The sequence below is a fragment of the Citrobacter sp. Cb031 genome (genome assembly GCF_030336725.1).
Lineage (GTDB): Bacteria > Pseudomonadota > Gammaproteobacteria > Enterobacterales > Enterobacteriaceae > Citrobacter > Citrobacter braakii.
On the sequence record NZ_JAOWDA010000034.1, the window covers coordinates 315,143 to 337,418 of the forward strand.

Below are 22,276 nucleotides of genomic sequence, written 5' to 3' on the forward strand. Positions count from 1 at the left end.
GCTATGCAATGACAGAAACGGGTAACCGGTTTGGCAATATGTTAACTATCAGGGTGAACTCGTGAAGATTGTGCAGGACAAGCTCAGAAACAGGCAGGCACTGCTGGTATCAGGGCTCATTACGTTGATATTTACGTCGTTGTTTCTGTTTATAATTTATGAGCAGCGGATGGCTGCAGTCAGTGACGGTGTTAACCGCATGCAAGCGCGCATGATGGACATTTTTAACGATAATGAGCTGATCGCCGATGCGATTGGTGAGCGCTATCACCATATTAAATCGGGTGAGCAATGTGGCGATATTTCACAATTTGCTCCCCGCAATGAAATGGAATGGGGAATTAACGCCGACCCAAAGCGTCTGCATTCGGTAACGGGGACAATTATTGCCCAGCAAGCCAGCCACAACGCGCTGTGTATGTATACGGCGGCGGAGTTTATTCGCGGTATGGTTAATGAGCTAAATCCGGGCAGCTTCGATGCACATCGTTATATTATCGCCAAAAATTCAGATTATTTTTACTGGTTTATGGCTTCCGATTCGCGCAACTTCAGTTTCTCAAATTCTGAAATGGCGCGGGATCTCACCAACTTTTTCTATCCGCCGGTCGATTTCTATACCCGACTGTTGCAAAAAAACGTCAAAAACAAAGCCCTTAGTTCAACGAACTTCTATACCGATAAAATTACCGGTGAAAAAGCTTACAGCGTGGTGAGCTATATCTACGATCTGTCTGGCAAAGAGATATCAGACCAAATCGTGGCCTATCTGGTTTATGACCATTCAAAGCCCGAATTGCAGGAAGCGTTGGCTCAAGCATTTGACTACCGACTCCCACCAGAGCTGAATGTGGAATTGGTAAATTTGACCAACAATGAAAGTCTTTGTTTATCCGGTAAATGTACAGGTCAATCCCGTTTTTTAGTGCGCAATTTTTCGGAGAAATATGCGCTGCACTATTCGCTTTCATTAGGCCGTTTTATGACACGCGATCCCCATGCCGGGATCGTGATCCTGCTGGCACCGTTCTTTTTCATCATGATTAGTTTCTCGCTAAAATCATGGCTAAACGAAAGCGACCTGAAGGTTTATATAGACACCCTGACCGGTTGCTTTAATCGCCGAATACTCGACATCATCAAGCGCCGTGATTTATCCCACTGTTCGGTGGTGCTACTGGACTGCAATAAGTTCAAGGCCGTCAATGATACCTGGGGTCACGCGGCAGGCGATCGTGCGCTGCAAATTATCGCCAACAGGATGTTATCAAACACCCGCACCAGCCACGATATTGTGATTCGTACCGGCGGGGATGAATTTATGATCCTGCTGTTTCGCTCGCAGGCAACTGATGCCATCGCAATTGCTCAACGTATCAGCGGGCAGGTGACCAGTCATGTGTTTGTAGTGGACGGTCATACCGTGCCATTGTCAGTATCGTGGGGGATTGCAGAGGTGAACGGTGAACTGGATGTGGCTATTCAGAATGCAGATAGCGCCATGTATAAAATGAAGCACACGAAAGAAGCGTAAAACCGCCAGAAGTCTCTGGCGGTTGATTTAGCTTACTGCCGGGTGGCGGCTTTCATCGCGCTGACAAAAGCTTTCAGCTCAGCCAGCATCTGTTCCGGTGCCGCAACATTTTTCTCAATGATTTTCACAATTGCCGAGCCGGAAATAGCGCCGGCAGCGCCAGCGTCAATCGCGCCGGTTACCTGTTCAGGTGCAGAGATACCAAACCCCTGTAAAGAAGGCGGAGCATCATATGCTTTCAACTTTTCGACCAGGTGATGCAGCGGTAATGCCGCTCGATTTTCTGCACCGGTCACGCCCGCACGCGAAAGCAAATAGGTATAGCCGCGGCCATGAGAGGCGATCTGGCGCAGCAGTTCTTCATCAGCGTTCGGTGGGCAGATAAAAATTGGCGCAATGTTGTGGCGGAGCGCCGCAGCTCTGAATGGCGCGGACTCTTCAACGGGAACATCGGCTACTAACACGGAATCCACGCCCACTTTTTCACACTGGGCGTAAAACTCGTCAATGCCCTTGCTAAACACCAGGTTGGCATACATCAGCAAGCCAATGGGAATCGTAGGGTGCTTCTGGCGAATCAGCGCCAGCATTTCAAAGCATTGCGACGGCGTGACGCCGGCGGCAAACGCACGCAGGGTGGCTTCCTGAATGGTTGGACCGTCAGCCAGCGGATCGGAGAACGGAATACCGAGCTCAAGGGCATCGGCACCGGCTTCAATCAGCGTATCAATGATTTTCAGTGACTGCTCAACAGACGGATCGCCCAGGGTTACGAAGGGGACAAAAGCACCTTCTTTGCGGTCCTTCAGCTGTGCAAACAGGTTTTCGTAACGTTCCATCAGATTTCCCCTCGCGCTTTCAGAATATCGTGTACGGTGAAAATGTCTTTGTCGCCGCGACCGGAGAGATTAACCACCAGTAACTGCTCTTTTTCCGGGTTTTCACGCATCATTTTCAATGCGTGTGCCAGGGCATGGGAGGACTCCAGCGCCGGAATAATCCCCTCGTGCAGACACAGCGTTTTAAAGGCCTCGAGCGCTTCGTCGTCGGTGATCGAAACATAATCGGCGCGACCAATGCTGTTCAGATACGCATGCTGCGGCCCGACAGACGGGAAATCCAGCCCCGCGGAAATAGAGTAAGACTCTTCAATCTGTCCTTCTTCGGTCTGCATCATCGGGGACTTCATGCCGAAGTAAATCCCGACACGACCATGCTTCAACGGTGCGCCATGTTCCCCTGATTCAATCCCATGACCGCCAGGCTCGACGCCAATCAGACCGACGCTGGTTTCATTAATAAAGTCCGCGAACATACCGATGGCGTTAGAACCGCCGCCCACGCAGGCGATAACCGCGTCCGGCAGGCGACCTTCTTTTTCAAGGATCTGCGCTTTAGTTTCCTCGCCGATCATGCGCTGAAATTCACGAACAATGGTCGGGAAGGGATGTGGACCCGCCGCCGTACCGAGCATATAGTGCGCGGTATCGTAGCTGCCAGACCAGTCGCGCAGCGCTTCGTTACAGGCATCTTTCAGCGTTGCAGAACCGCTGTGAACCGGGATAACTTCAGCCCCCATCAGACGCATACGGAAAACGTTTGGCGACTGGCGTTCAACGTCTTTTGCACCCATATAAATACGGCATTTCAGCCCCAGCAGTGCGCTGGCGAGAGCTGATGCAACACCGTGCTGGCCCGCGCCGGTTTCGGCGATGATCTCCGTTTTCCCCATACGTTTCGCCAGCAATGCCTGGCCCAGCACCTGGTTGGTTTTGTGCGCGCCGCCGTGCAGCAAATCTTCACGTTTGAGATATAGCGTAGTGTTGGTGCCTTGAGTAATGTTCTGGCATTTGGTCAGTGCAGTTGGACGACCAGCATAGTTTTTCAGCAGGTCTGTAAACTGCGCCTGAAATTCAGGATCCTTTTGCGCGCTGACAAAAGCTTCTTCCAGCTGGCGCAGGGCAGGCATCAGAATCTGTGGCACATACATACCGCCAAATTCACCAAAATACGGATTGAGTAATGTTGTCATGTCCTTTTCCTTAATATGCGCGCAGCGTCTGAAAGACCGAAGCCAAAAGACGTGCATCCTTGATGCCCGGCTGTGACTCTACGCCAGAATTGAAATCGAGACCGGCACAGCCGGTTTTTGCCGCGTCAACGCAGTTATCAGCGCCGAGTCCGCCAGCCAGTAAAACGTTATCCAGCGATTGTCCGCCTAAAAGTGACCAGTCGAAGCGTTGACCGCTGCCGCCTTGACCATTGTCGAATACGTATTTATCGACGTGCTGATAATCACGAGTTGGCAACGTTTCGCTGACGCTTAATGCCTTCCAGATTTGCACCTGTTCGGGTAGCGCGTCGCGCAGGGCGTCAACATAGGCCTGGTCTTCGCTACCATGCAATTGCACGGCTGTTAGCCCCAGAGCCACCGCTGTTTCGCGCACGTCGGTGATCTCTGTGTTGCGGAACACCCCGACATATTGCAGCGGTGCGCCGGTCATGACCTCGCGTGCGCGTTCAACGCTGACCGCGCGTGGCGATGTGGACACAAAAATCAACCCGCCGTATATGGCACCCGCTTCGTATGCCGCGTTTGCATCCTGAGCCCGGGTTAAACCGCAGACTTTATTTTCGCCGAGCAGAACGCGACGCACGGCAGCATGCAGATCATCATGCGACATCAACGCGGAGCCAATCAGAAAACCGTTGGCGAAGTGGCTGAGTTCTCGCACTTGACCATAGGTATTGATACCGGACTCGCTGATGACGGTTACGCCATGACCCAGTCGCGGCGCCAGTTGGCGGGTGCGATTCAGATCGATCGACAGGTCGCGTAAATCACGGTTGTTGATACCGACGACTTTGGCACCCAGTGCGATAGCACGCTCCAGCTCTTCATCGTTACTGACTTCAGTCAGTACGCCCATTTTCAAACTGTGGGCGACGGCGGCGAGTTGACGATATTGCTCATCATCAAGCACCGACAGCATCAGCAGACAGGCGTCCGCCTGATAGAAGCGCGCCAGGTAAATCTGGTAAGGATCGATAATAAAGTCCTTACACAGAATCGGCTGCGGTGCGATGCGGCTGACGATGGGCAGGAAATCAAAGCTCCCCTGGAAATATTTCTCATCGGTCAGTACGGAAATCGCGGAAGCATATTGTTTATATACGCCCGCAATCTGTGCCGGGTCGAAGTCATCACGGATCACGCCTTTTGACGGAGACGCTTTCTTGCACTCCAGAATAAAGGCGGTACGTGCACCTTGCAGCGCATCGTAGAAATCACGAGAGCTGGGTTGAACATCATTCTGAAAGCTGGCCAGCGGTTGTTGTTGTTTGCGGGCTTCTACCCAAATCGCCTTGTCTGCGACAATTTTCGCTAAAACGGTTTGCATCATTTACCCTCTTGCTGCCAGTGCAGTGACACGGTCATAGGCCGCACCGCTGCGCAGTACATTAATCACGGTTTGCGCATTGGCTTTTAAATCTTCTTCACCGTGCAGGCGCATTAACATGGCGACATTCGCGGCAACAGCAGCTTCATGAGCGGCTTCACCTTTACCTTGTAACAAGCGACTAAGAATGTCACGGTTTTCTTCCGGCGTGCCGCCAGCCAGCTGTTCCTGGTGGTAAGGCGTCAGGCCAAAGTCTTCCGCCGTCAGTTGATAGCTCTTGATTTCGCCATCATGCAGCTCTGCCACAATGGTCGGCGCATGCAGGGAAACTTCATCCATGCCGCCGCTGTGCACCACGGCTGCCCGCTGATACCCCAACACGCGCAGCGTTTCGGCAATTGGCAGCACCAGTTCCGGACTGTAAACGCCGATCAGCGCCAGCGGCGGATGTGCCGGGTTAATCAACGGGCCGAGGACGTTAAACAGCGTACGGGTTTTCAACTGTTGGCGTACCGGCATAGCATGGCGAAAACCGGTGTGGTATTTCGGCGCAAACAAGAAACACACACCGAGGTCGTCAAGTGCCTGACGGGATTTATCGGCGTTCATATCCAGATTGATGCCAAAAGCCGCTAACAGATCAGAAGAGCCCGACTTGCTGGAGACGCTGCGGTTGCCGTGTTTGGCGACTTTCAGTCCGCAAGCGGCCGCCACAAAGGCGCTGGCGGTGGAAATATTGATACTGTTGCTGCCATCACCGCCGGTACCGACAATATCGGCAAACAGATAATCAGGTCGCGGGAACGGGGCGGCGTTTTCCAGCAACGCGGTTGCCGCACCGGCAATTTCATTCGGGTGCTCGCCGCGAATTTTCATGCTCACCAGCGCCGCAGCCAGTTGTTCCGGCTTCAGTTCACCGCGTACCACGGCGGAGAACAGCTGGTGGCTTTCCTGCTGAGACAGCGTCTGGGCCTGATACAGTTTCTCCAGAATAGGTTGCAGCGTATTAGTCTGTTCGAGTTTCTGTTGCGCCCAGGCCAGCGTTTGCTCCAGCAGACGTGCGCCCTGGGTGGTCAGAATGGATTCTGGATGGAACTGGAAGCCACATACGCGATCGGTATCGTGACGTACCGCCATCACCATGCCGTTAAAGTGGGCGTTGATGGTCAATCCGGCCGGAACGTTGCTGCCAACCAGCGAGTGATAGCGCGCCACCGGCAGCGGATTTGCCAGACCGGCGAACATTGCCTGACCATCGTGTTCAATGCTGGACGCTTTACCGTGCAGGATTTCCCCCGCCTGTCCCACGTATCCACCATAGGCCTCGACAATGGCCTGATGCCCCAGACAAATGCCGATGATCGGCAGCTTGCCGCGCAGGCGGGTTAACAGCTCCGGCATGCAGCCCGCTTCGCTTGGCGCACCTGGACCTGGAGAGAGCATCAGCACCGGATTTTTCATGGTCGCTAAGCGGTCTATTAATGTCTGGGCCGGAATATGGTTGCGGTAAATCACCACGTTATGACCGTTAGTACGCAGCTGATCTGCCAGGTTATAGGTAAAAGAGTCGATATTATCGAGCAGCAGAATATCAGCCATTAGAAGGTCTCCTGTGCGTGGTGTGCGGTGGCGATAGCACGCAGAACCGCACGCGCTTTATTACGGGTTTCATCGGCTTCTGACTGCCCAACGGAATCCAGAACAATTCCGGCGCCAGCCTGTACGGTGGCAATACCGTCTTCCACGAGGGCGGAACGAATCACAATACAGGTATCCAGATCGCCATGGGCCGTGAAGTAACCCACTGCGCCGCCATAGCTGCCGCGACGACGGCCTTCGGCCTCGGCGATAAGCTGCATGGCGCGAACTTTCGGCGCGCCGCTTAGCGTGCCCATGTTCATACAGGCGCGGTAAGCATGCAGCACATCCAGATCGCTACGCAGCTCGCCGACTACGCGGGAAACCAGGTGCATAACGAAGGAATAACGATCCACTTTGGTGAGGTCAGCAACGTAGCGGCTGCCGGGCGTACAGATGCGCGCCAGGTCGTTACGTGCCAGGTCTACCAGCATCAGGTGTTCGGAAAGCTCTTTATGATCGGTACGCATCTCCAGCTCAATACGGCTGTCGAGATCGCGGTCCAGCGAACCGTCCGCACGACGACCGCGTGGGCGGGTCCCGGCAATCGGGTAGATTTCAATCTGCCGGCTGGTGGCATCGTATTTCAGCGAGCTTTCCGGAGAGGCGCCGAACAGTGTGAAATCGTTGTCCTGCATAAAAAACATGTACGGGCTGGGGTTACTTTTCTTCAGCACATAGTAGGCCGCCAGCGGTGACGGGCAGGGCAGCGAGAAACGACGGGATGGAACCACCTGGAAAATTTCGCCAGCGCGAATGGCTTTTTGCATACCACGAACCACGGCGGCAAACTCTTCATCGCTCTGATTGCATTCGCAGCGCATGTGCGGAACTTCAGTGACGGGCAGCGGCGGCGCAGGTTCGGTAAGCTGCTGGCTCAGTTGCGCCAGACGGGCATTAAGACGCTGTTTTTCTGCATCGCTGGGGGTAAATATGCTGGCCTGAATGCGGGTGCTTTTCTTCTGATGGTCGATGACCATGAGCGTTTCTGCCAGATAGAAGCAGTAGTCAGGGCAACGGTTGCCCGCTTCAAGCTGAGGTAAATCTTCAAAACCGGCAACCAGGTCGTAGGAAAACAGACCGCCGAAGAACATCGCTTCACGTTCTTGCGCAGGAACATTAACCAGCTCCTGCAATAAACGGAAGGCATCAAATACGGACAGGGAACATAAGCGGGCGTCTTCATCCAGCAGCGGGCTAACGGCAGGGAATCGCAGATGGCGACCATTCGGCTGTTGTTTGTTCTCAACGCCCGCGGGCAGGGCAGCATCCAGCAGCGGCAGCAGCGATGCGCCGTTAGCGGATAATGCCTGAATGGTGACAGTGTCACCGATGGCGGTAATGCGTAATGCACTGTCGACCAGCAGCAAGCTCTTCAGATCGTCTTTGCTGTCGATATCGGCAGATTCCAGCAGCAGCGTTGCTGGACGTGCGCCACACACCTGATGAAACAGCGCCGTCGGATTTTCACGGTAGGCGGCATCGCAGGCAAGCAGTTCGAGTGTCGGTTTTTGTGTTTGCATCGTTATTCTCATTAATTTTGTTCAAAAAAAAGCCCGCTCATTTGGCGGGCCGGGTATCTGGTTGCATATTGCAGACGTAAGACACTGCCCGAAATCAGGAAGTGCGCCACCAACCGTGCAGAACAAATGTTGCTTTCATCTCAGATACCTTCTTCATGTGAACTTGCGTACTAGTTAACTAGTTCAATGGAATAAAGTCAACACCTGATTTCAGTATATTTGTCTAAACCGCTATGATGAGCGGGTTAAGACATTTAGTGAAACGGGAGCCGCATTGAGCGACACGAATTACGCAGTGATTTATGACCTGCACAGTCATACTACAGCCTCCGATGGGCGATTAACGCCAGAAGCCTTAGTACACCGTGCGGTAGAGATGCGAGTCGGTACACTGGCGATCACCGATCATGACACCACGGCGGGTATTGCGGCGGCAAGAGAAGAAATTTCACGTGCGGGTTTAGCGTTAAATTTGATCCCTGGCGTCGAGATATCAACAGTCTGGGAAAACCATGAGATCCATATCGTGGGTCTGAACATTGATATCGCCCATCCAATGATGTGCGAATTTCTGGCGCAGCAAACGGAACGTCGTCAGCAGCGCGCGCGCCTGATTGCTGAACGACTCGACAAAGCGCATATTCCCGGCGCGTGGGAAGGGGCATTACGCCTGGCTGATGGCGGGGCGATCACTCGGGGGCATTTCGCGCGTTTCCTGGTGGAGTGCGGAAAAGCCACAACCATGGCGGATGTCTTTAAAAAATATCTTGCTCGTGGGAAAACCGGTTACGTTCCGCCACAGTGGTGTACAATAGAACAAGCTATTGATGTCATTCATCATTCTGGCGGTAAGGCAGTTCTGGCTCATCCTGGGCGGTACGATCTTAGCGCTAAGTGGCTGAAAAGACTGGTTGCGCATTTTGCTGAACATCACGGCGACGCGATGGAAGTGGCACAGTGCCAGCAGTCTCCCAATGAACGCACCCATCTGGCGACGCTTGCGCGTCAGCATCAACTGTGGGCATCGCAAGGGTCTGATTTTCATCTACCCTGCCCATGGATTGAGCTGGGTCGTAAACTCTGGTTGCCCGCAGGCGTAGAAGGCGTCTGGCAACTTTGGGAACAGCCCGAGACCACAGAGAGGAAAGTATGAGCCAGTTTTTTTATATTCATCCCGAAAACCCACAGCAGCGACTGATCAATCAGGCCGTTGAAATCGTGCGTAAAGGAGGGGTGATCGTCTATCCAACTGATTCCGGCTATGCGTTGGGTTGCAAAATTGAAGATAAAGGCGCAATGGAGCGCATTTGTCGCATCCGTCACCTGCCGGACGGGCACAACTTTACGCTGATGTGTCGTGACCTGTCCGAACTGTCGACCTATTCGTTTGTCGACAACGTGGCCTTCCGTTTAATTAAAAACAACACGCCGGGCAACTACACGTTCATCCTGAAGGGGACGAAAGAAGTACCACGTCGACTGTTGCAGGAAAAACGTAAGACCATCGGTTTGCGTGTACCCTCGAATCCGATTGCGCTGGCGCTGCTGGAAGCGCTGGGCGAGCCTATGCTCTCTACATCACTGATGCTGCCGGGCAGCGAATTTACCGAGTCAGATCCGGAAGAAATCAAAGATCGTCTGGAGAAAGTGGTGGATTTGATTATCCACGGTGGATATCTCGGCCAGCAGCCAACCACGGTTATCGATTTAACCGATGATTCCCCGGTGGTATTGCGCGAAGGCGTCGGCGACGTTAAACCTTTCTTATAAGGGCGCGAACCGCTATACTACGCGGCCTTAAAATGGCGCTGACTGGCGCCGTTGATTCTCCTGTTCGACGCCTGTGAAGGCGACATCTAAAGGAAGCTCTATGAGCGAAAAGTTACAAAAAGTGCTGGCGCGCGCTGGCCACGGTTCTCGCCGTGAAATTGAATCCATAATTGCCGCGGGTCGCGTGAGCGTTGATGGCAAAATTGCCACGCTCGGCGATCGCGTTGAAGTTACGCCGGGTCTGAAAATCCGTATCGACGGTCATCTGATTTCGGTGAAAGAATCTGCGGAGCAAATCTGCCGTGTTCTGGCTTATTACAAGCCAGAAGGTGAACTGTGTACCCGTAACGACCCGGAAGGTCGTCCGACCGTGTTTGATCGTCTGCCAAAACTGCGCGATGCGCGCTGGATTGCCGTGGGACGTCTGGACGTGAATACCTGTGGTTTACTGCTGTTTACCACCGATGGCGAACTGGCGAACCGTCTGATGCACCCAAGCCGCGAAGTTGAACGTGAATATGCGGTGCGTGTGTTTGGTCAGGTTGATGACGCGAAACTGCGCGATCTGAGTCGTGGCGTGCAGCTGGAAGATGGTCCGGCCGCATTTAAAACGATCAAGTTCAGCGGCGGTGAAGGGATCAACCAGTGGTATAACGTCACGTTGACCGAAGGGCGTAACCGTGAAGTCCGTCGCCTGTGGGAAGCCGTGGGCGTGCAGGTAAGTCGTCTTATCCGTGTACGTTACGGTGATATCCCACTGCCGAAGGGCCTGCCGCGTGGCGGCTGGACGGAACTTGACCTCGCGCAGACCAACTATTTGCGTGAACTGGTGGAACTGAAGCCGGAAACCACCTCTAAAGTTGCCGTCGAGAAAGATCGTCGCCGTATGAAGGCAAACCAGATCCGCCGTGCGGTGAAGCGCCACTCGCAGGTTGGCGGCAGCCGTCGTCCGGGCGGTCGCAGCAACAACGGTTAATCATGAGTAGGCCTGATAAGCAACGCGCCATCAGGCGTTAGCGTGGAGCCGGATGCGGCGTAAGCGCCTTATCCGGCCTACTATCAGTAATCGATCCCCATCTGGGCTTTCACGCCCGCTTCAAAGGCGTGCTTAACCGGCCGCAGTTCGCTGACCGTATCCGCTAACTCCAGAATATCGCGATGACATCCACGACCGGTGATAATGACCGTTTGATGGGCAGGGCGCGCGTTTAGGGCATTGATGACCTCGTCGAGTGGCAGATAGTCGTATGCAACCATATAGGTCAGCTCGTCCAGTATCACCATATCCAGCTCAGCGTCGGCCAGCATCCGCTTGCCGTGTTCCCATACGGCCATGCAGGCTGCGGTGTCGGACTCGCGGTTCTGCGTTTCCCAGGTAAATCCTGTCGCCATGACCTGAAACTCAACGCCGTGGGGTTCGAGTAAGTTTCGTTCACCGTTTGGCCATGTCCCCTTAATAAATTGCACTACGCCGACTTTTTTACCGTGGCCTACTGCGCGCGTGGCGGTACCGAACGCGGCGGTGGTTTTACCCTTACCATTTCCGGTGAACACAATAATAATCCCGCGCTCGTCTCTGGCGGCGGCAACACGGGCGTCAACCCGGTCTTTTACGCGCTGCTGGCGCTGCTGATAGCGTTCTTCACTCATTGGGCGATTCCTGGTTTACGGCCCGGCTGGGCATCGAAAGTCATACCGGTTTTACGGCGGCTGTCATCGCCCATCAGCCACAGGTAGAGCGGCATAATATCGGCGGGGGTTTTCAATTTTTGCGGATCTTCCGTCGGGAACGCGCTGGCTCGCATGCCGGTACGCGTTCCACCAGGATTGATACAGTTTACGCGCAGGTGGCGGTTCTGATATTCATCAGCCAGAACCTGCATCATTCCTTCGGTAGCAAATTTGGAGGTGGCGTATGCCCCCCAGTTGGCGCGCCCCTGGCGACCGACGCTGGAGGAGGTAAAGACCAGCGATCCGGCATCGGATTTGAGCAACAACGGCAGCAATGCCTGAGTCAGCATAAAGGTGGCGTTCACGTTTACCTGCATCACGTCCTGCCATACCTGCGGGTTTTGCTCGCTCATCGGGCAAATGTCACCGAGCAATCCGGCATTATGCAATACGCCATCCAGACGCGGGAAATGCGCGGCAATGCGCTGTGCGAGCTGGTGGCATTCGTCAGACGTACAGGTGAGCAGATCCAGCGTGAACCAGTGTGGTTGCGTACCTTTTTCTTCGGCGATGGAGCGGGCAACCTGACGCAGTTTTTCTTCGTTACGCCCTAACAGAATCACGGTCGCGCCGTAACGCGCGTAGGTCTGTGCGGCTTCACGCCCGATACCATCGCTGGCACCGGTGACCAGAATAATGCGGTCCTGTAGAAGATCTTGTTTCGGTTGATAATGCACGGCTACTCCTCGGCGACGTCCTGGCCATCTCGTTCGCGATAACTTTTGGGCTTTATGCCTTAAACCCTGTTCTTTTTCAATCAGCCAAAGGCAATAACACCGCAAAATGAACGCGTTGTCATGCTTTTTACTGAATGGATGAAGCAAGACGGGTTAACAAGGCTGTTGTACACTGAGCGAAAGTAGCGTTGTTTAACCAAGGTGGGTCACGTGGAATTGTTGTCTGAATATGGGTTGTTTTTGGCAAAAATTGTCACTGTCGTGGTGGCTATTGCGGTGGTAGTTATGCTGATCGTAAACGCGACACAACGCAAACGTCAGCGTGGGGAATTGCGGGTTATTAATCTCAGCGATCAATATAAAGAGATGAAAGAAGACCTGTCGCTGGCTTTATTGGATGGGCATCAGCAAAAATTCTGGCATAAGGCGCAGAAAAAGAAACACAAACTTGAGGCGAAGGCCGCTAAGGCAAAAGCGAAACTGGGAGACAGTACGTCATCTCATAAACCACGGGTATGGGTACTTGATTTTAAAGGCAGTATGGATGCCCATGAGGTCAGCGCATTACGCGAAGAGGTGACGGCAGTGCTGGCGGTCGTTAAACCCCAGGATCAGGTCGTGGTTCGTCTGGAAAGTCCGGGCGGCGTAGTACACGGCTATGGCCTGGCCGCGTCCCAGTTACAACGTCTGCGCGATAAGCAGATCCCGCTGACCGTTACGGTAGATAAAGTCGCTGCGAGCGGCGGATATATGATGGCTTGCGTGGCGGATAAAATTGTCTCGGCGCCGTTTGCTATTGTCGGCTCTATTGGCGTTGTGGCACAGATCCCGAACTTTCACCGCTTCCTGAAAGGGAAAGATATTGATATCGAACTGCACACCGCCGGACAGTATAAGCGTACGCTGACCTTACTTGGTGAAAACACGGAAGAAGGGCGGCAGAAATTCCGCGAAGATCTGAACGAAACCCATCATCTGTTTAAAGATTTTGTACAGCGCATGCGTCCGGCTCTGGACATTGAACAGGTTGCCACGGGTGAACACTGGTTTGGTCAACAGGCGCTGGCCAACGGGCTGGTGGATGAGATCAATACCAGTGATGAGGTGATCCTCGGACTGATGGACGGTCGTGACGTATTGAACGTACGTTATCTGCAGCGTAAAAAACTGATGGACCGTTTTACCGGCAGTGCCGCCGAGAGCGCCGATCGTTTACTGATGCGTTGGTGGCAGCGAGGACAAAAACCGCTGATGTAAAATTGTAATTGCCGGATGAGGCGCAGCCGTCATCCGGCAAATCATTTCTCGTGTTAATCGATCAAGTGATACTTTTCAGAAAGTACGTGCGCCAGATGTTTAAACATATTAAACACCGCCGTACTTTTGGGCGTCGGTAGCCCTTGCTCGTCTAAAAAGTAATCTCCGCTGAAAACCAGCACGCCATTTCGCTGCGTTACGCCGGTGGCGACAATCCCCGCCAGCGTGTCCTCATGCTCACGAATGATTTTGTTGGCTTCAATCAGCAGTGTTTCGCGATCGATGGGTTGAGTGTCTTTATGCATTATTTACTCCTTAAACAAGGACATTAGTCTACGCCGAGCCCGGCTTATGGGCAAATATTCCCTGACTTAAATGAAGGTCTTACGACAGTGTTGCAAGTGGCGAGATTTGTTTTTGCATGCTAATAAAGTTGCGTAACGCATTTTATCAGGTACAGTGTGACGCTTTCGTCAATCTGGCAACAGATTTGCTTGACATTCGACCAATACTCCGTCGTGCTATAGCGTTTGTGAGCGAAAAAGCCTGTTAACTCAGTTACATGAGAGTTACATTACAAGCGCGAATCAGTTTAAGGGTTGATATCCGCCGACGTAGAGACCATATCGATGTCTCGTCGCCAGTGGAAGGTGAATCAACGTGCGACGCATTCTGGAAGAATCAAATTAGGTAAAGGTGAATATGGGTAAAGCTCTTGTCATCGTTGAGTCCCCGGCAAAAGCCAAAACGATCAACAAGTATCTGGGTAATGACTACGTGGTGAAATCCAGCGTCGGTCATATCCGTGATTTGCCGACCAGTGGCTCAGCAACTAAAAAGAGCGCCGACTCAACCTCCACCAAAACGGCTAAAAAGCCCAAAAAGGATGAACGTGGCGCTCTCGTCAATCGTATGGGTGTTGACCCGTGGCACAACTGGGATGCGCGCTATGAAGTGCTGCCCGGGAAAGAAAAAGTTGTTTCTGAACTGAAGCAACTGGCTGAAAAAGCCGACCACATCTATCTCGCAACCGACCTTGACCGCGAAGGGGAAGCCATTGCGTGGCACCTGCGGGAAGTGATCGGCGGCGACGACACCCGCTACAGTCGCGTGGTGTTTAACGAAATTACCAAAAACGCTATTCGTCAGGCGTTTGAAAAACCGGGTGAGCTGAACATCGACCGCGTCAATGCGCAACAGGCGCGCCGCTTTATGGACCGTGTTGTGGGCTATATGGTGTCGCCGCTGCTGTGGAAAAAAATTGCGCGAGGCCTGTCAGCAGGCCGCGTACAGTCGGTTGCCGTGCGTCTGGTGGTTGAGCGTGAACGCGAAATCAAAGCATTCGTTCCTGAAGAGTTCTGGGAAATTGATGCTAACACGACCACGCCAGGCGGTGACGCGTTACCGCTTGAGGTGACGCATCAGAATGATAAACCGTTCCGTCCGGTCAACCGGGAACAAACGCTTGCCGCCGTTAGCCTGTTGGAAAAAGCGCGCTACAGCGTTCTGGAACGCGAAGATAAGCCGACCAGCAGCAAGCCGGGTGCGCCGTTCATCACCTCCACGCTACAGCAGGCCGCCAGCACGCGTCTGGGCTTCGGCGTGAAGAAAACCATGATGATGGCGCAGCGCTTGTATGAAGCGGGCTACATCACTTATATGCGTACTGACTCAACCAACCTGAGTCAGGATGCGGTGAACATGGTTCGCGATTACATCAGCGATAATTTCGGCAAAAAGTATCTGCCGGATAGCGCGAACCAGTACGCCAGCAAAGAGAACTCGCAGGAAGCGCACGAAGCTATCCGTCCTTCCGATGTCGCCGTTCAGGCGGAATCGCTGAAAGATATGGAAGCCGATGCGCAAAAACTGTATCAGCTGATCTGGCGCCAGTTTGTTGCCTGTCAGATGACGCCTGCTAAATATGATTCCACCACGCTGACGGTGGGCGCGGGTGATTTCCGTCTGAAGGCGCGTGGTCGTATTCTGCGCTTCGATGGCTGGACGAAAGTGATGCCTGCGCTGCGTAAGGGCGATGAAGACCGCATTTTACCTGCGGTGGATAAAGGCGATACGTTGACGCTCATCGAACTGACACCAGCGCAACACTTTACCAAACCGCCTGCGCGCTTCAGTGAAGCTTCGCTGGTGAAAGAGCTTGAAAAACGTGGTATTGGTCGCCCATCCACGTATGCGTCGATCATTTCTACGATTCAGGATCGCGGTTATGTTCGCGTTGAGAACCGTCGCTTCTACGCTGAAAAAATGGGTGAAATCGTCACCGATCGTCTGGAAGAAAACTTCCGCGAACTGATGAACTACGACTTTACCGCGCAGATGGAAGACAGCCTCGACCAGGTGGCAAATCACGAAGCCGAATGGAAGGGCGTACTCGACAACTTCTTCACTGATTTTACTCAGCAACTGGATAAAGCCGAGAAAGATCCTGAAGAGGGCGGTATGCGTCCGAACCAGATGGTGCTGACCAGCATTGATTGCCCAACCTGCGGTCGCAAGATGGGTATTCGTACCGCCAGCACCGGCGTTTTCCTGGGTTGTTCTGGCTATGCGCTTTCCCCGAAAGAGCGTTGCAAAACCACCATTAACCTGGTGCCGGAAAACGAAGTGCTGAACGTGCTGGAAGGCGACGATGCGGAAACCAACGCTTTGCGCGCCAAACGTCGCTGCCAGAAGTGCGGCACGGCGATGGACAGCTACCTTATCGATCCTAAGCGCAAGCTGCATGTATGTGGTAATAACCCTACCTGCGACGGCTATGAGATCGAAGAAGGCGAATTCCGCATCAAGGGTTATGACGGTCCTATTGTTGAGTGCGAGAAATGTGGCTCTGAAATGCACCTGAAAATGGGACGTTTCGGCAAGTACATGGCGTGTACCAACGACGAGTGCAAAAATACCCGTAAGATCCTGCGTAACGGTGAAGTTGCTCCACCGAAAGAGGATCCGGTTCCGTTGCCGGAACTGCCGTGTGAAAAATCTGATGCGTATTTCGTGTTACGTGATGGCGCTGCAGGGATCTTCCTGGCGGCAAATACGTTCCCGAAATCACGTGAGACACGTGCGCCGCTGGTTGAAGAGTTGTACCGCTTCCGCGATCGTCTGCCGGAAAAACTGCGCTATCTGGCAGATGCGCCGCAGACTGACCCGGACGGCAACAAGTCGATGGTTCGTTTCAGCCGTAAAACCAAGCAGCAATACGTTGCTGCGGAGAAAGACGGTAAGGCGACCGGCTGGTCCGCGTTCTTCGTTGACGGTAAATGGGTAGAAGGGAAGAAATAACAGCATTCCGGCTGAGTTTCTCCTCAAAGGGTCGCGTAAGCGGCCCTTTTTGTTTCTGGCGTATTATTTTTTGTCATCCCTATACAGCTCACATAGAAATGATATAGTGGTTATAGTTAACACACTTTTTATTATTAAATCGTATTAGCAGCGCCAACGAGCCTGCTCTGAAACGATGATTTGATGGCGCAAATCGGGATGGCTTAACATGAAATTACAGCAGCTTCGCTACATTGTTGAGGTGGTGAACCACAACCTTAATGTCTCCTCAACGGCGGAAGGGCTTTATACCTCGCAGCCAGGTATCAGTAAGCAAGTTCGTATGCTGGAAGATGAACTTGGCATCCAGATTTTTGCCCGTAGCGGTAAGCACCTGACCCAGGTTACGCCAGCGGGCCAGGAAGTCATTCGAATCGCGCGAGAAGTTTTGTCGAAGGTGGATGCCATTAAGTCCGTTGCTGGCGAACATACCTGGCCGGACAAAGGCTCACTGTATATCGCCACCACGCACACTCAGGCGCGTTACGCTTTGCCGAACGTTATTAAAGGCTTTATTGAGCGTTATCCACGCGTCTCATTGCATATGCACCAGGGATCGCCGACGCAAATCGCCGAAGCCGTCTCGAAAGGGAATGCCGATTTTGCTATCGCGACGGAAGCCCTGCACCTGTATGACGATCTGGTGATGCTGCCTTGCTACCACTGGAACCGTTCGATTGTCGTTACGCCGGACCATCCGTTGGCGGGCAAATCCGCCGTATCCATTGAAGAACTGGCGCAGTACCCGCTGGTGACCTACACGTTTGGATTTACCGGACGTTCGGAACTGGACACCGCGTTCAACCGTGCGGGGCTTGAGCCGCGTATAGTTTTTACCGCGACCGATGCCGATGTCATTAAGACCTATGTACGCCTGGGCCTCGGCGTGGGGGTAATTGCCAGTATGGCGGTTGATCCTGTCTCCGACCCTGACCTGGTGCGCGTTGATGCCCATGATATCTTCAGCCATAGCACCACCAAGATTGGTTTTCGTCGCAGCACTTTTTTACGCAGTTACATGTATGATTTTATTCAACGTTTCGCGCCGCATCTGACACGTGATGTGGTGGATACGGCGGTGGCGCTACGTTCCAACGACGATATTGAAGCCATGTTTAAAGATATTAAATTGCCTGAGAAATAATAACGGCTGTTACCTCGTCGGTATCCTCAAACATAAAGCGATACCGACGGCAGAGTCTGAATCTATTCAATATTTTTCCTCTATATATTAACCATATATTGTTTATGGTAAACACTTGCTAAAGTAGTTTCAAATTAGTAAGGTCGCCAAAAATCCCTCTCAAATATTTATAACCGATCAAATAATTAATTTATTTATCAGGTCGAGTATGAAAATTAACTGGCTTTTTTTGACCTTTTTTATTAGGATTCCTCCTATCTGATGATTAATTGTACCGATTGTTTGGTGCTTAAATGATAAGTGATTTCGATAGTATGAGGTTAGCGATGCCTTCAGGAAACCAGCCAGCACGCCGGGATCCCGTCATGAAACGTAAAGCTTGGTTCGCTGTGTTTCTTGGCTCTGCCGTGTTCTGGGTTATTGTCTCGCTCGTGGCCTGGAACGTGTGGGGGTAGGTCATGTCCACACTGGAACAACGCTCCACCGTGATGCCATCTCCGGATGACCCTGAACAAGAGAGTCAACGCAGCGCAGAGAATAAGCCGAATATTCCAGCGACCTGGAAACTCTCTCCTGAACAACGGGCGTTTATCGATCTGTTTGCGGATGATGATGAACAGAAACAATAATTGATACGAATTTTATAATTATTATTAGTCTGTTGTCTTGTACTGCAAATATTTTATTCCGGGCAATCGTGATGAGCCATGCTTATCACCGTATTAACCTTGACCGCTTAAACCTTTCTCCTCGCCAGATACTTCAGTTCCCCCTTTGTAGCTCTTCACTTTTATCAATTTGAGTTGTTATCAAAGCGTTACATTTTGTTTGTGTTATCTTTAATACTAACCCTGAGGAAAATCAGGGGATCCAACCCTGTCATTAAGGAGGAGCTATGTCGTCGACTCTACGAGAAGCCAGTAAGGACACATTGCAGGTTAAAGATAAAACCTACCGTTACTACAGTCTGCCGCTGGCCGCTAAATCACTGGGTGATATCACCCGTTTACCGAAATCGCTAAAAGTTTTGCTGGAAAACCTGCTTCGCTGGCAGGACGGTAATTCCGTTACCGAAGATGATATTCATGTGCTTGCGCATTGGCTGAAGACCGCCCATGCCGATCGAGAAATTGCCTATCGACCTGCTCGTGTTCTGATGCAGGATTTTACCGGCGTGCCGGCGGTGGTCGATCTCGCCGCCATGCGCGAAGCGGTGAAACGTCTGGGTGGGGATACGGCAAAAGTGAATCCGCTTTCGCCAGTGGATCTTGTCATTGACCACTCGGTAACGGTGGATCGTTTCGGTGATGATGATGCTTTCGAAGAAAACGTGCGCCTGGAAATGGAACGTAACCATGAACGTTATGTGTTCCTGAAATGGGGACAGCAGGCATTTAGTCGCTTCAGCGTTGTACCGCCGGGTACGGGGATTTGCCACCAGGTTAACCTTGAATATCTTGGCAAAGCTGTCTGGAGCGAGTTACAGGACGGTGAGTGGGTGGCTTATCCCGATACACTGGTCGGTACCGATTCCCATACCACGATGATTAATGGTCTCGGTGTGCTGGGCTGGGGCGTTGGAGGCATTGAAGCTGAAGCGGCAATGCTGGGTCAACCGGTCTCAATGCTGATCCCGGATGTTGTGGGCTTTAAACTGGTGGGTAAACTGCGGGAAGGCATCACTGCCACCGACCTGGTTCTGACCGTCACTCAGATGCTGCGTAAGCACGGTGTAGTCGGTAAATTCGTTGAATTCTACGGTGATGGGCTGGACACCTTACCTCTGGCCGATCGAGCAACCATTGCGAACATGGCTCCGGAATACGGCGCAACCTGCGGTTTCTTCCCGATCGATGACATTACCCTTGAGTATATGCGTCTGAGCGGGCGCAGTGAGGAACAGGTTGAGTTGGTCAATGCCTATGCTAAAGCGCAGGGAATGTGGCGTAACCCAGGGGATGAACCTGTGTTTACCAGTTCGTTGGAGCTGGATATGGGCAGCGTAGAGGCAAGCCTTGCTGGACCGAAGCGTCCGCAGGATCGGGTGGCGCTGGCTGATGTGCCGAAAGCCTTCTCGGCGAGTAATGAACTCGAGGTGAATAGCTCGCTGAAAGACCGTCAGCCAGTGGACTATACCATGAGCGGTCAGCAGTATAAGCTGCCGGACGGCGCGGTGGTGATAGCCGCTATCACCTCTTGTACCAACACCTCAAACCCAAGCGTATTGATGGCGGCGGGGCTGCTGGCGAAAAAAGCCGTAACGCTTGGTTTGAAACGTCAGCCATGGGTGAAAGCCTCGTTGGCGCCAGGATCGAAGGTGGTTTCCGATTATCTGGCAAAGGCAGGGTTCACTCCGTACCTTGATGAGCTGGGATTTAATCTTGTGGGTTATGGCTGTACCACCTGTATTGGCAACTCTGGACCCTTACCCGATCCTATCGAAACAGCTATCAAAAAAGGCGATCTTACAGTTGGGGCAGTGCTTTCTGGAAACCGTAACTTTGAAGGTCGTATCCATCCGCTCGTGAAAACCAACTGGCTGGCATCTCCGCCGCTGGTGGTGGCCTACGCGCTGGCGGGGAATATGAATATCAATCTGACGAAAGATCCGTTAGGCCATGACAGAAAAGGCGATCCCGTTTATCTGAAAGATATTTGGCCGACAGCCAAGGAAATTGCCCGCGCCGTTGAGCAGGTCTCTACCGCCATGTTCCATAAAGAGTATGCTGAAGTCTTTGAAGGCACGCCAGAATGGAAAGCAATCCAGGTTGATCGCGCTGATACCTATGGCTGGCAGTCTGACTCGACCTATATCCGTTTGTCACCGTTCTTCGATGATATGCAGGCTACGCCGGATCCGGTTCAGGACATTCACGGTGCGCGTATTCTGGCGATGCTCGGAGATTCTGTTACCACCGACCATATTTCTCCTGCCGGCAGTATTAAGCCAGACAGCCCAGCGGGGCGTTATCTGCAAGGCCATGGCGTTGAGCGTAAAGATTTTAACTCCTACGGTTCACGACGCGGAAATCATGAAGTGATGATGCGTGGTACCTTTGCCAATATTCGTATTCGCAATGAGATGGTACCCGGCGTGGAAGGTGGCATGACGCGTCATTTGCCGGGAACCGAAGTGGTGGCTATTTATGATGCGGCCATGCAATACCAGCAGGAGAACGTGCCTCTGGCGGTGATTGCCGGGAAAGAGTATGGATCCGGCTCCAGCCGCGACTGGGCGGCGAAAGGCCCACGTTTGCTGGGAGTTCGCGTGGTTATCGCAGAGTCTTTTGAGCGAATTCACCGTTCTAACCTGATTGGCATGGGCATTTTACCGCTGGAATTCCCGCAGGGCGTCACGCGTAAAACGCTGGGAATAACCGGTGAGGAGGCGATCGATATTACGGACCTACAACACATTAAACCGGGGGCGACAGTTCCGGTGAGTATGGTACGCGCAGATGGGCGTAAAGAGGTGATTCTATGCCGCTGTCGCATTGATACCGCGACGGAGCTAACGTATTACCAAAACGACGGCATTCTGCACTACGTGATTCGTAATATGTTGAATTAAAATTAAAAAAAGCCTGCGAGAGCAGGCTTTTTGATAGGCGGTGACAACGATTATTTGCCCAGCAAATGTCCCATCTTGGCGGCTTTGGTGTCCAGATAATGTTCATTTTTTGGATTACGGCCCACGATCAGCGGCACGCGTTCAACAATATTGATTCCCGCTTCGGTCAGGATTTCTACTTTCTTCGGGTTATTGGTCAGCAAACGTACCGCATCCACGCCCAGCAGCTTGAACATATCGGCACACAGCGTGAAATCGCGCTCGTCTGCCGCAAATCCCAACTGATGATTCGCTTCAACGGTATCATAACCCTGGTCCTGCAACGCGTAAGCGCGGATTTTGTTGAGCAGGCCAATGTTGCGTCCTTCCTGACGGTGATAAAGCAGAATGCCACGCCCTTCTTCTGCAATGTGGGTGAGGGCCGCTTCGAGCTGGAAACCGCAATCGCAACGCAGGCTAAACAGCGCATCACCAGTCAAACATTCGGAGTGGACGCGCGCCAGGACAGGTGTTTGGCCTGTTATATCACCAAAAACCAGTGCGACATGATCGTGTCCGGTTGCCAGTTCTTCAAATCCCACCATCAGGAAATCACCCCAGGGGGTTGGCAGTTTGGCTTCTGCCACACGTTTAAGCTGCATGTAATTCTCCAGATTATGCTGGCACTCGTCGTGCCTTCGCCTGTCGGCTT

20 protein-coding genes and 1 other annotated feature are annotated in these 22,276 nt (G+C 52.6%); of the genes, 10 read left to right on the plus strand and 10 right to left on the minus strand.

The window, feature by feature from the left end; genetic code table 11:
* The first annotated feature begins 61 nt into the window (after window positions 1-61).
* The gene (locus OGV93_RS17975) at window positions 62-1,534 is read left to right on the plus strand and encodes a GGDEF domain-containing protein (RefSeq protein ID WP_287109907.1); all 1,473 of its coding nucleotides are present in this window, start codon (window positions 62-64) and stop codon (window positions 1,532-1,534) included.
* A 32-nt stretch (window positions 1,535-1,566) separates the two neighbouring features.
* Here OGV93_RS17975 and trpA read toward each other — a convergent pair whose 3' ends face one another.
* From trpA to trpL, 6 genes are all read right to left on the minus strand, one after another.
* A complete protein-coding gene (trpA, locus tag OGV93_RS17980; RefSeq protein ID WP_016156657.1) occupies window positions 1,567-2,373 on the minus strand; it encodes a tryptophan synthase subunit alpha in 807 nt (268 codons plus the stop codon).
* The gene (trpB, locus tag OGV93_RS17985) at window positions 2,373-3,566 is read right to left on the minus strand and encodes a tryptophan synthase subunit beta (protein WP_003020645.1); all 1,194 of its coding nucleotides are present in this window, start codon (window positions 3,564-3,566) and stop codon (window positions 2,373-2,375) included. The genes trpA and trpB overlap by 1 nt, the downstream gene beginning before the upstream one ends.
* A 10-nt stretch (window positions 3,567-3,576) precedes the next feature.
* Window positions 3,577-4,935 carry a bifunctional indole-3-glycerol-phosphate synthase TrpC/phosphoribosylanthranilate isomerase TrpF gene (gene trpCF, locus OGV93_RS17990; RefSeq protein ID WP_287110149.1) on the minus strand — a complete coding sequence of 453 codons (1,359 nt, stop codon included), beginning with the start codon at window positions 4,933-4,935 and terminating at the stop codon, window positions 3,577-3,579.
* Between the two features lie 3 nt (window positions 4,936-4,938).
* Entirely contained in the window at window positions 4,939-6,534 is a 1,596-nt protein-coding gene (gene trpD, locus OGV93_RS17995; RefSeq protein WP_003020639.1) for a bifunctional anthranilate synthase glutamate amidotransferase component TrpG/anthranilate phosphoribosyltransferase TrpD, read from the minus strand.
* Window positions 6,534-8,096, minus strand: coding sequence for an anthranilate synthase component 1 (locus OGV93_RS18000; protein WP_016156654.1), 1,563 nt, complete (start codon window positions 8,094-8,096; stop codon window positions 6,534-6,536). The genes trpD and OGV93_RS18000 overlap by 1 nt, the downstream gene beginning before the upstream one ends.
* 23 nt (window positions 8,097-8,119) lie before the next feature.
* Window positions 8,120-8,214: a sequence feature (Trp leader region), on the minus strand.
* The gene (trpL, locus tag OGV93_RS18005) at window positions 8,191-8,235 is read right to left on the minus strand and encodes a trp operon leader peptide (RefSeq protein ID WP_012905981.1); all 45 of its coding nucleotides are present in this window, start codon (window positions 8,233-8,235) and stop codon (window positions 8,191-8,193) included. Its footprint overlaps the feature before it by 24 nt.
* A gap of 135 nt (window positions 8,236-8,370) precedes the next feature.
* Between trpL and rnm the strand changes: the two genes are divergently transcribed.
* From rnm to rluB, 3 genes are all read left to right on the plus strand, one after another.
* Window positions 8,371-9,249 carry an RNase RNM gene (rnm, locus tag OGV93_RS18010; protein WP_029139558.1) on the plus strand — a complete coding sequence of 293 codons (879 nt, stop codon included), beginning with the start codon at window positions 8,371-8,373 and terminating at the stop codon, window positions 9,247-9,249.
* Entirely contained in the window at window positions 9,246-9,866 is a 621-nt protein-coding gene (locus OGV93_RS18015) for an L-threonylcarbamoyladenylate synthase (protein ID WP_016153256.1), read from the plus strand. The genes rnm and OGV93_RS18015 overlap by 4 nt, the downstream gene beginning before the upstream one ends.
* A gap of 100 nt (window positions 9,867-9,966) precedes the next feature.
* Window positions 9,967-10,842, plus strand: coding sequence for a 23S rRNA pseudouridine(2605) synthase RluB (gene rluB, locus OGV93_RS18020; RefSeq protein ID WP_006684306.1), 876 nt, complete (start codon window positions 9,967-9,969; stop codon window positions 10,840-10,842).
* A gap of 83 nt (window positions 10,843-10,925) precedes the next feature.
* On the opposite strand, the gene cobO is transcribed toward rluB, so the two are convergent.
* On the minus strand, window positions 10,926-11,516 hold the full coding sequence (gene cobO / locus OGV93_RS18025; RefSeq protein ID WP_016153255.1) for a cob(I)yrinic acid a,c-diamide adenosyltransferase: 591 nt from the start codon (window positions 11,514-11,516) through the stop codon (window positions 10,926-10,928).
* Window positions 11,513-12,274, minus strand: coding sequence for a YciK family oxidoreductase (locus tag OGV93_RS18030; RefSeq protein ID WP_016156651.1), 762 nt, complete (start codon window positions 12,272-12,274; stop codon window positions 11,513-11,515). Before OGV93_RS18030 ends, cobO begins: the two co-directional genes overlap by 4 nt.
* A gap of 210 nt (window positions 12,275-12,484) precedes the next feature.
* On the opposite strand from OGV93_RS18030, the gene sohB reads away from it, so the two are divergent.
* On the plus strand, window positions 12,485-13,531 hold the full coding sequence (sohB, locus tag OGV93_RS18035; protein WP_200084018.1) for a protease SohB: 1,047 nt from the start codon (window positions 12,485-12,487) through the stop codon (window positions 13,529-13,531).
* A 53-nt stretch (window positions 13,532-13,584) separates the two neighbouring features.
* On the opposite strand, the gene OGV93_RS18040 is transcribed toward sohB, so the two are convergent.
* Window positions 13,585-13,836: a YciN family protein gene (locus OGV93_RS18040; RefSeq protein WP_003020616.1), complete on the minus strand. Its 252-nt coding sequence runs from the start codon at window positions 13,834-13,836 to the stop codon at window positions 13,585-13,587.
* Window positions 13,837-14,233: 397 nt separating this feature from the next.
* Here OGV93_RS18040 and topA point away from each other — a divergent pair, with 397 nt between their 5' ends.
* The 5 genes from topA (at window position 14,234) to acnA (ending at window position 21,585) form a co-directional block, all read left to right on the plus strand.
* Entirely contained in the window at window positions 14,234-16,831 is a 2,598-nt protein-coding gene (gene topA / locus OGV93_RS18045) for a type I DNA topoisomerase (RefSeq protein ID WP_200084019.1), read from the plus strand.
* A gap of 208 nt (window positions 16,832-17,039) precedes the next feature.
* A complete protein-coding gene (gene cysB / locus OGV93_RS18050; protein ID WP_016153251.1) occupies window positions 17,040-18,014 on the plus strand; it encodes an HTH-type transcriptional regulator CysB in 975 nt (324 codons plus the stop codon).
* A gap of 293 nt (window positions 18,015-18,307) precedes the next feature.
* Window positions 18,308-18,469, plus strand: a complete 162-nt coding sequence (locus tag OGV93_RS18055; protein WP_481967620.1) for a YmiA family putative membrane protein — start codon at window positions 18,308-18,310, stop codon at window positions 18,467-18,469.
* Between the two features lie 3 nt (window positions 18,470-18,472).
* Entirely contained in the window at window positions 18,473-18,643 is a 171-nt protein-coding gene (locus tag OGV93_RS18060) for a YciX family protein (RefSeq protein ID WP_165500163.1), read from the plus strand.
* Between the two features lie 266 nt (window positions 18,644-18,909).
* Window positions 18,910-21,585, plus strand: a complete 2,676-nt coding sequence (acnA, locus tag OGV93_RS18065; protein WP_287109910.1) for an aconitate hydratase AcnA — start codon at window positions 18,910-18,912, stop codon at window positions 21,583-21,585.
* A 50-nt stretch (window positions 21,586-21,635) separates the two neighbouring features.
* Here the strand turns inward: acnA and ribA are convergent, their stop codons facing one another.
* Window positions 21,636-22,226, minus strand: coding sequence for a GTP cyclohydrolase II (ribA, locus tag OGV93_RS18070; protein ID WP_016153247.1), 591 nt, complete (start codon window positions 22,224-22,226; stop codon window positions 21,636-21,638).
* Between the last annotated feature and the right edge of the window lie 50 nt (window positions 22,227-22,276).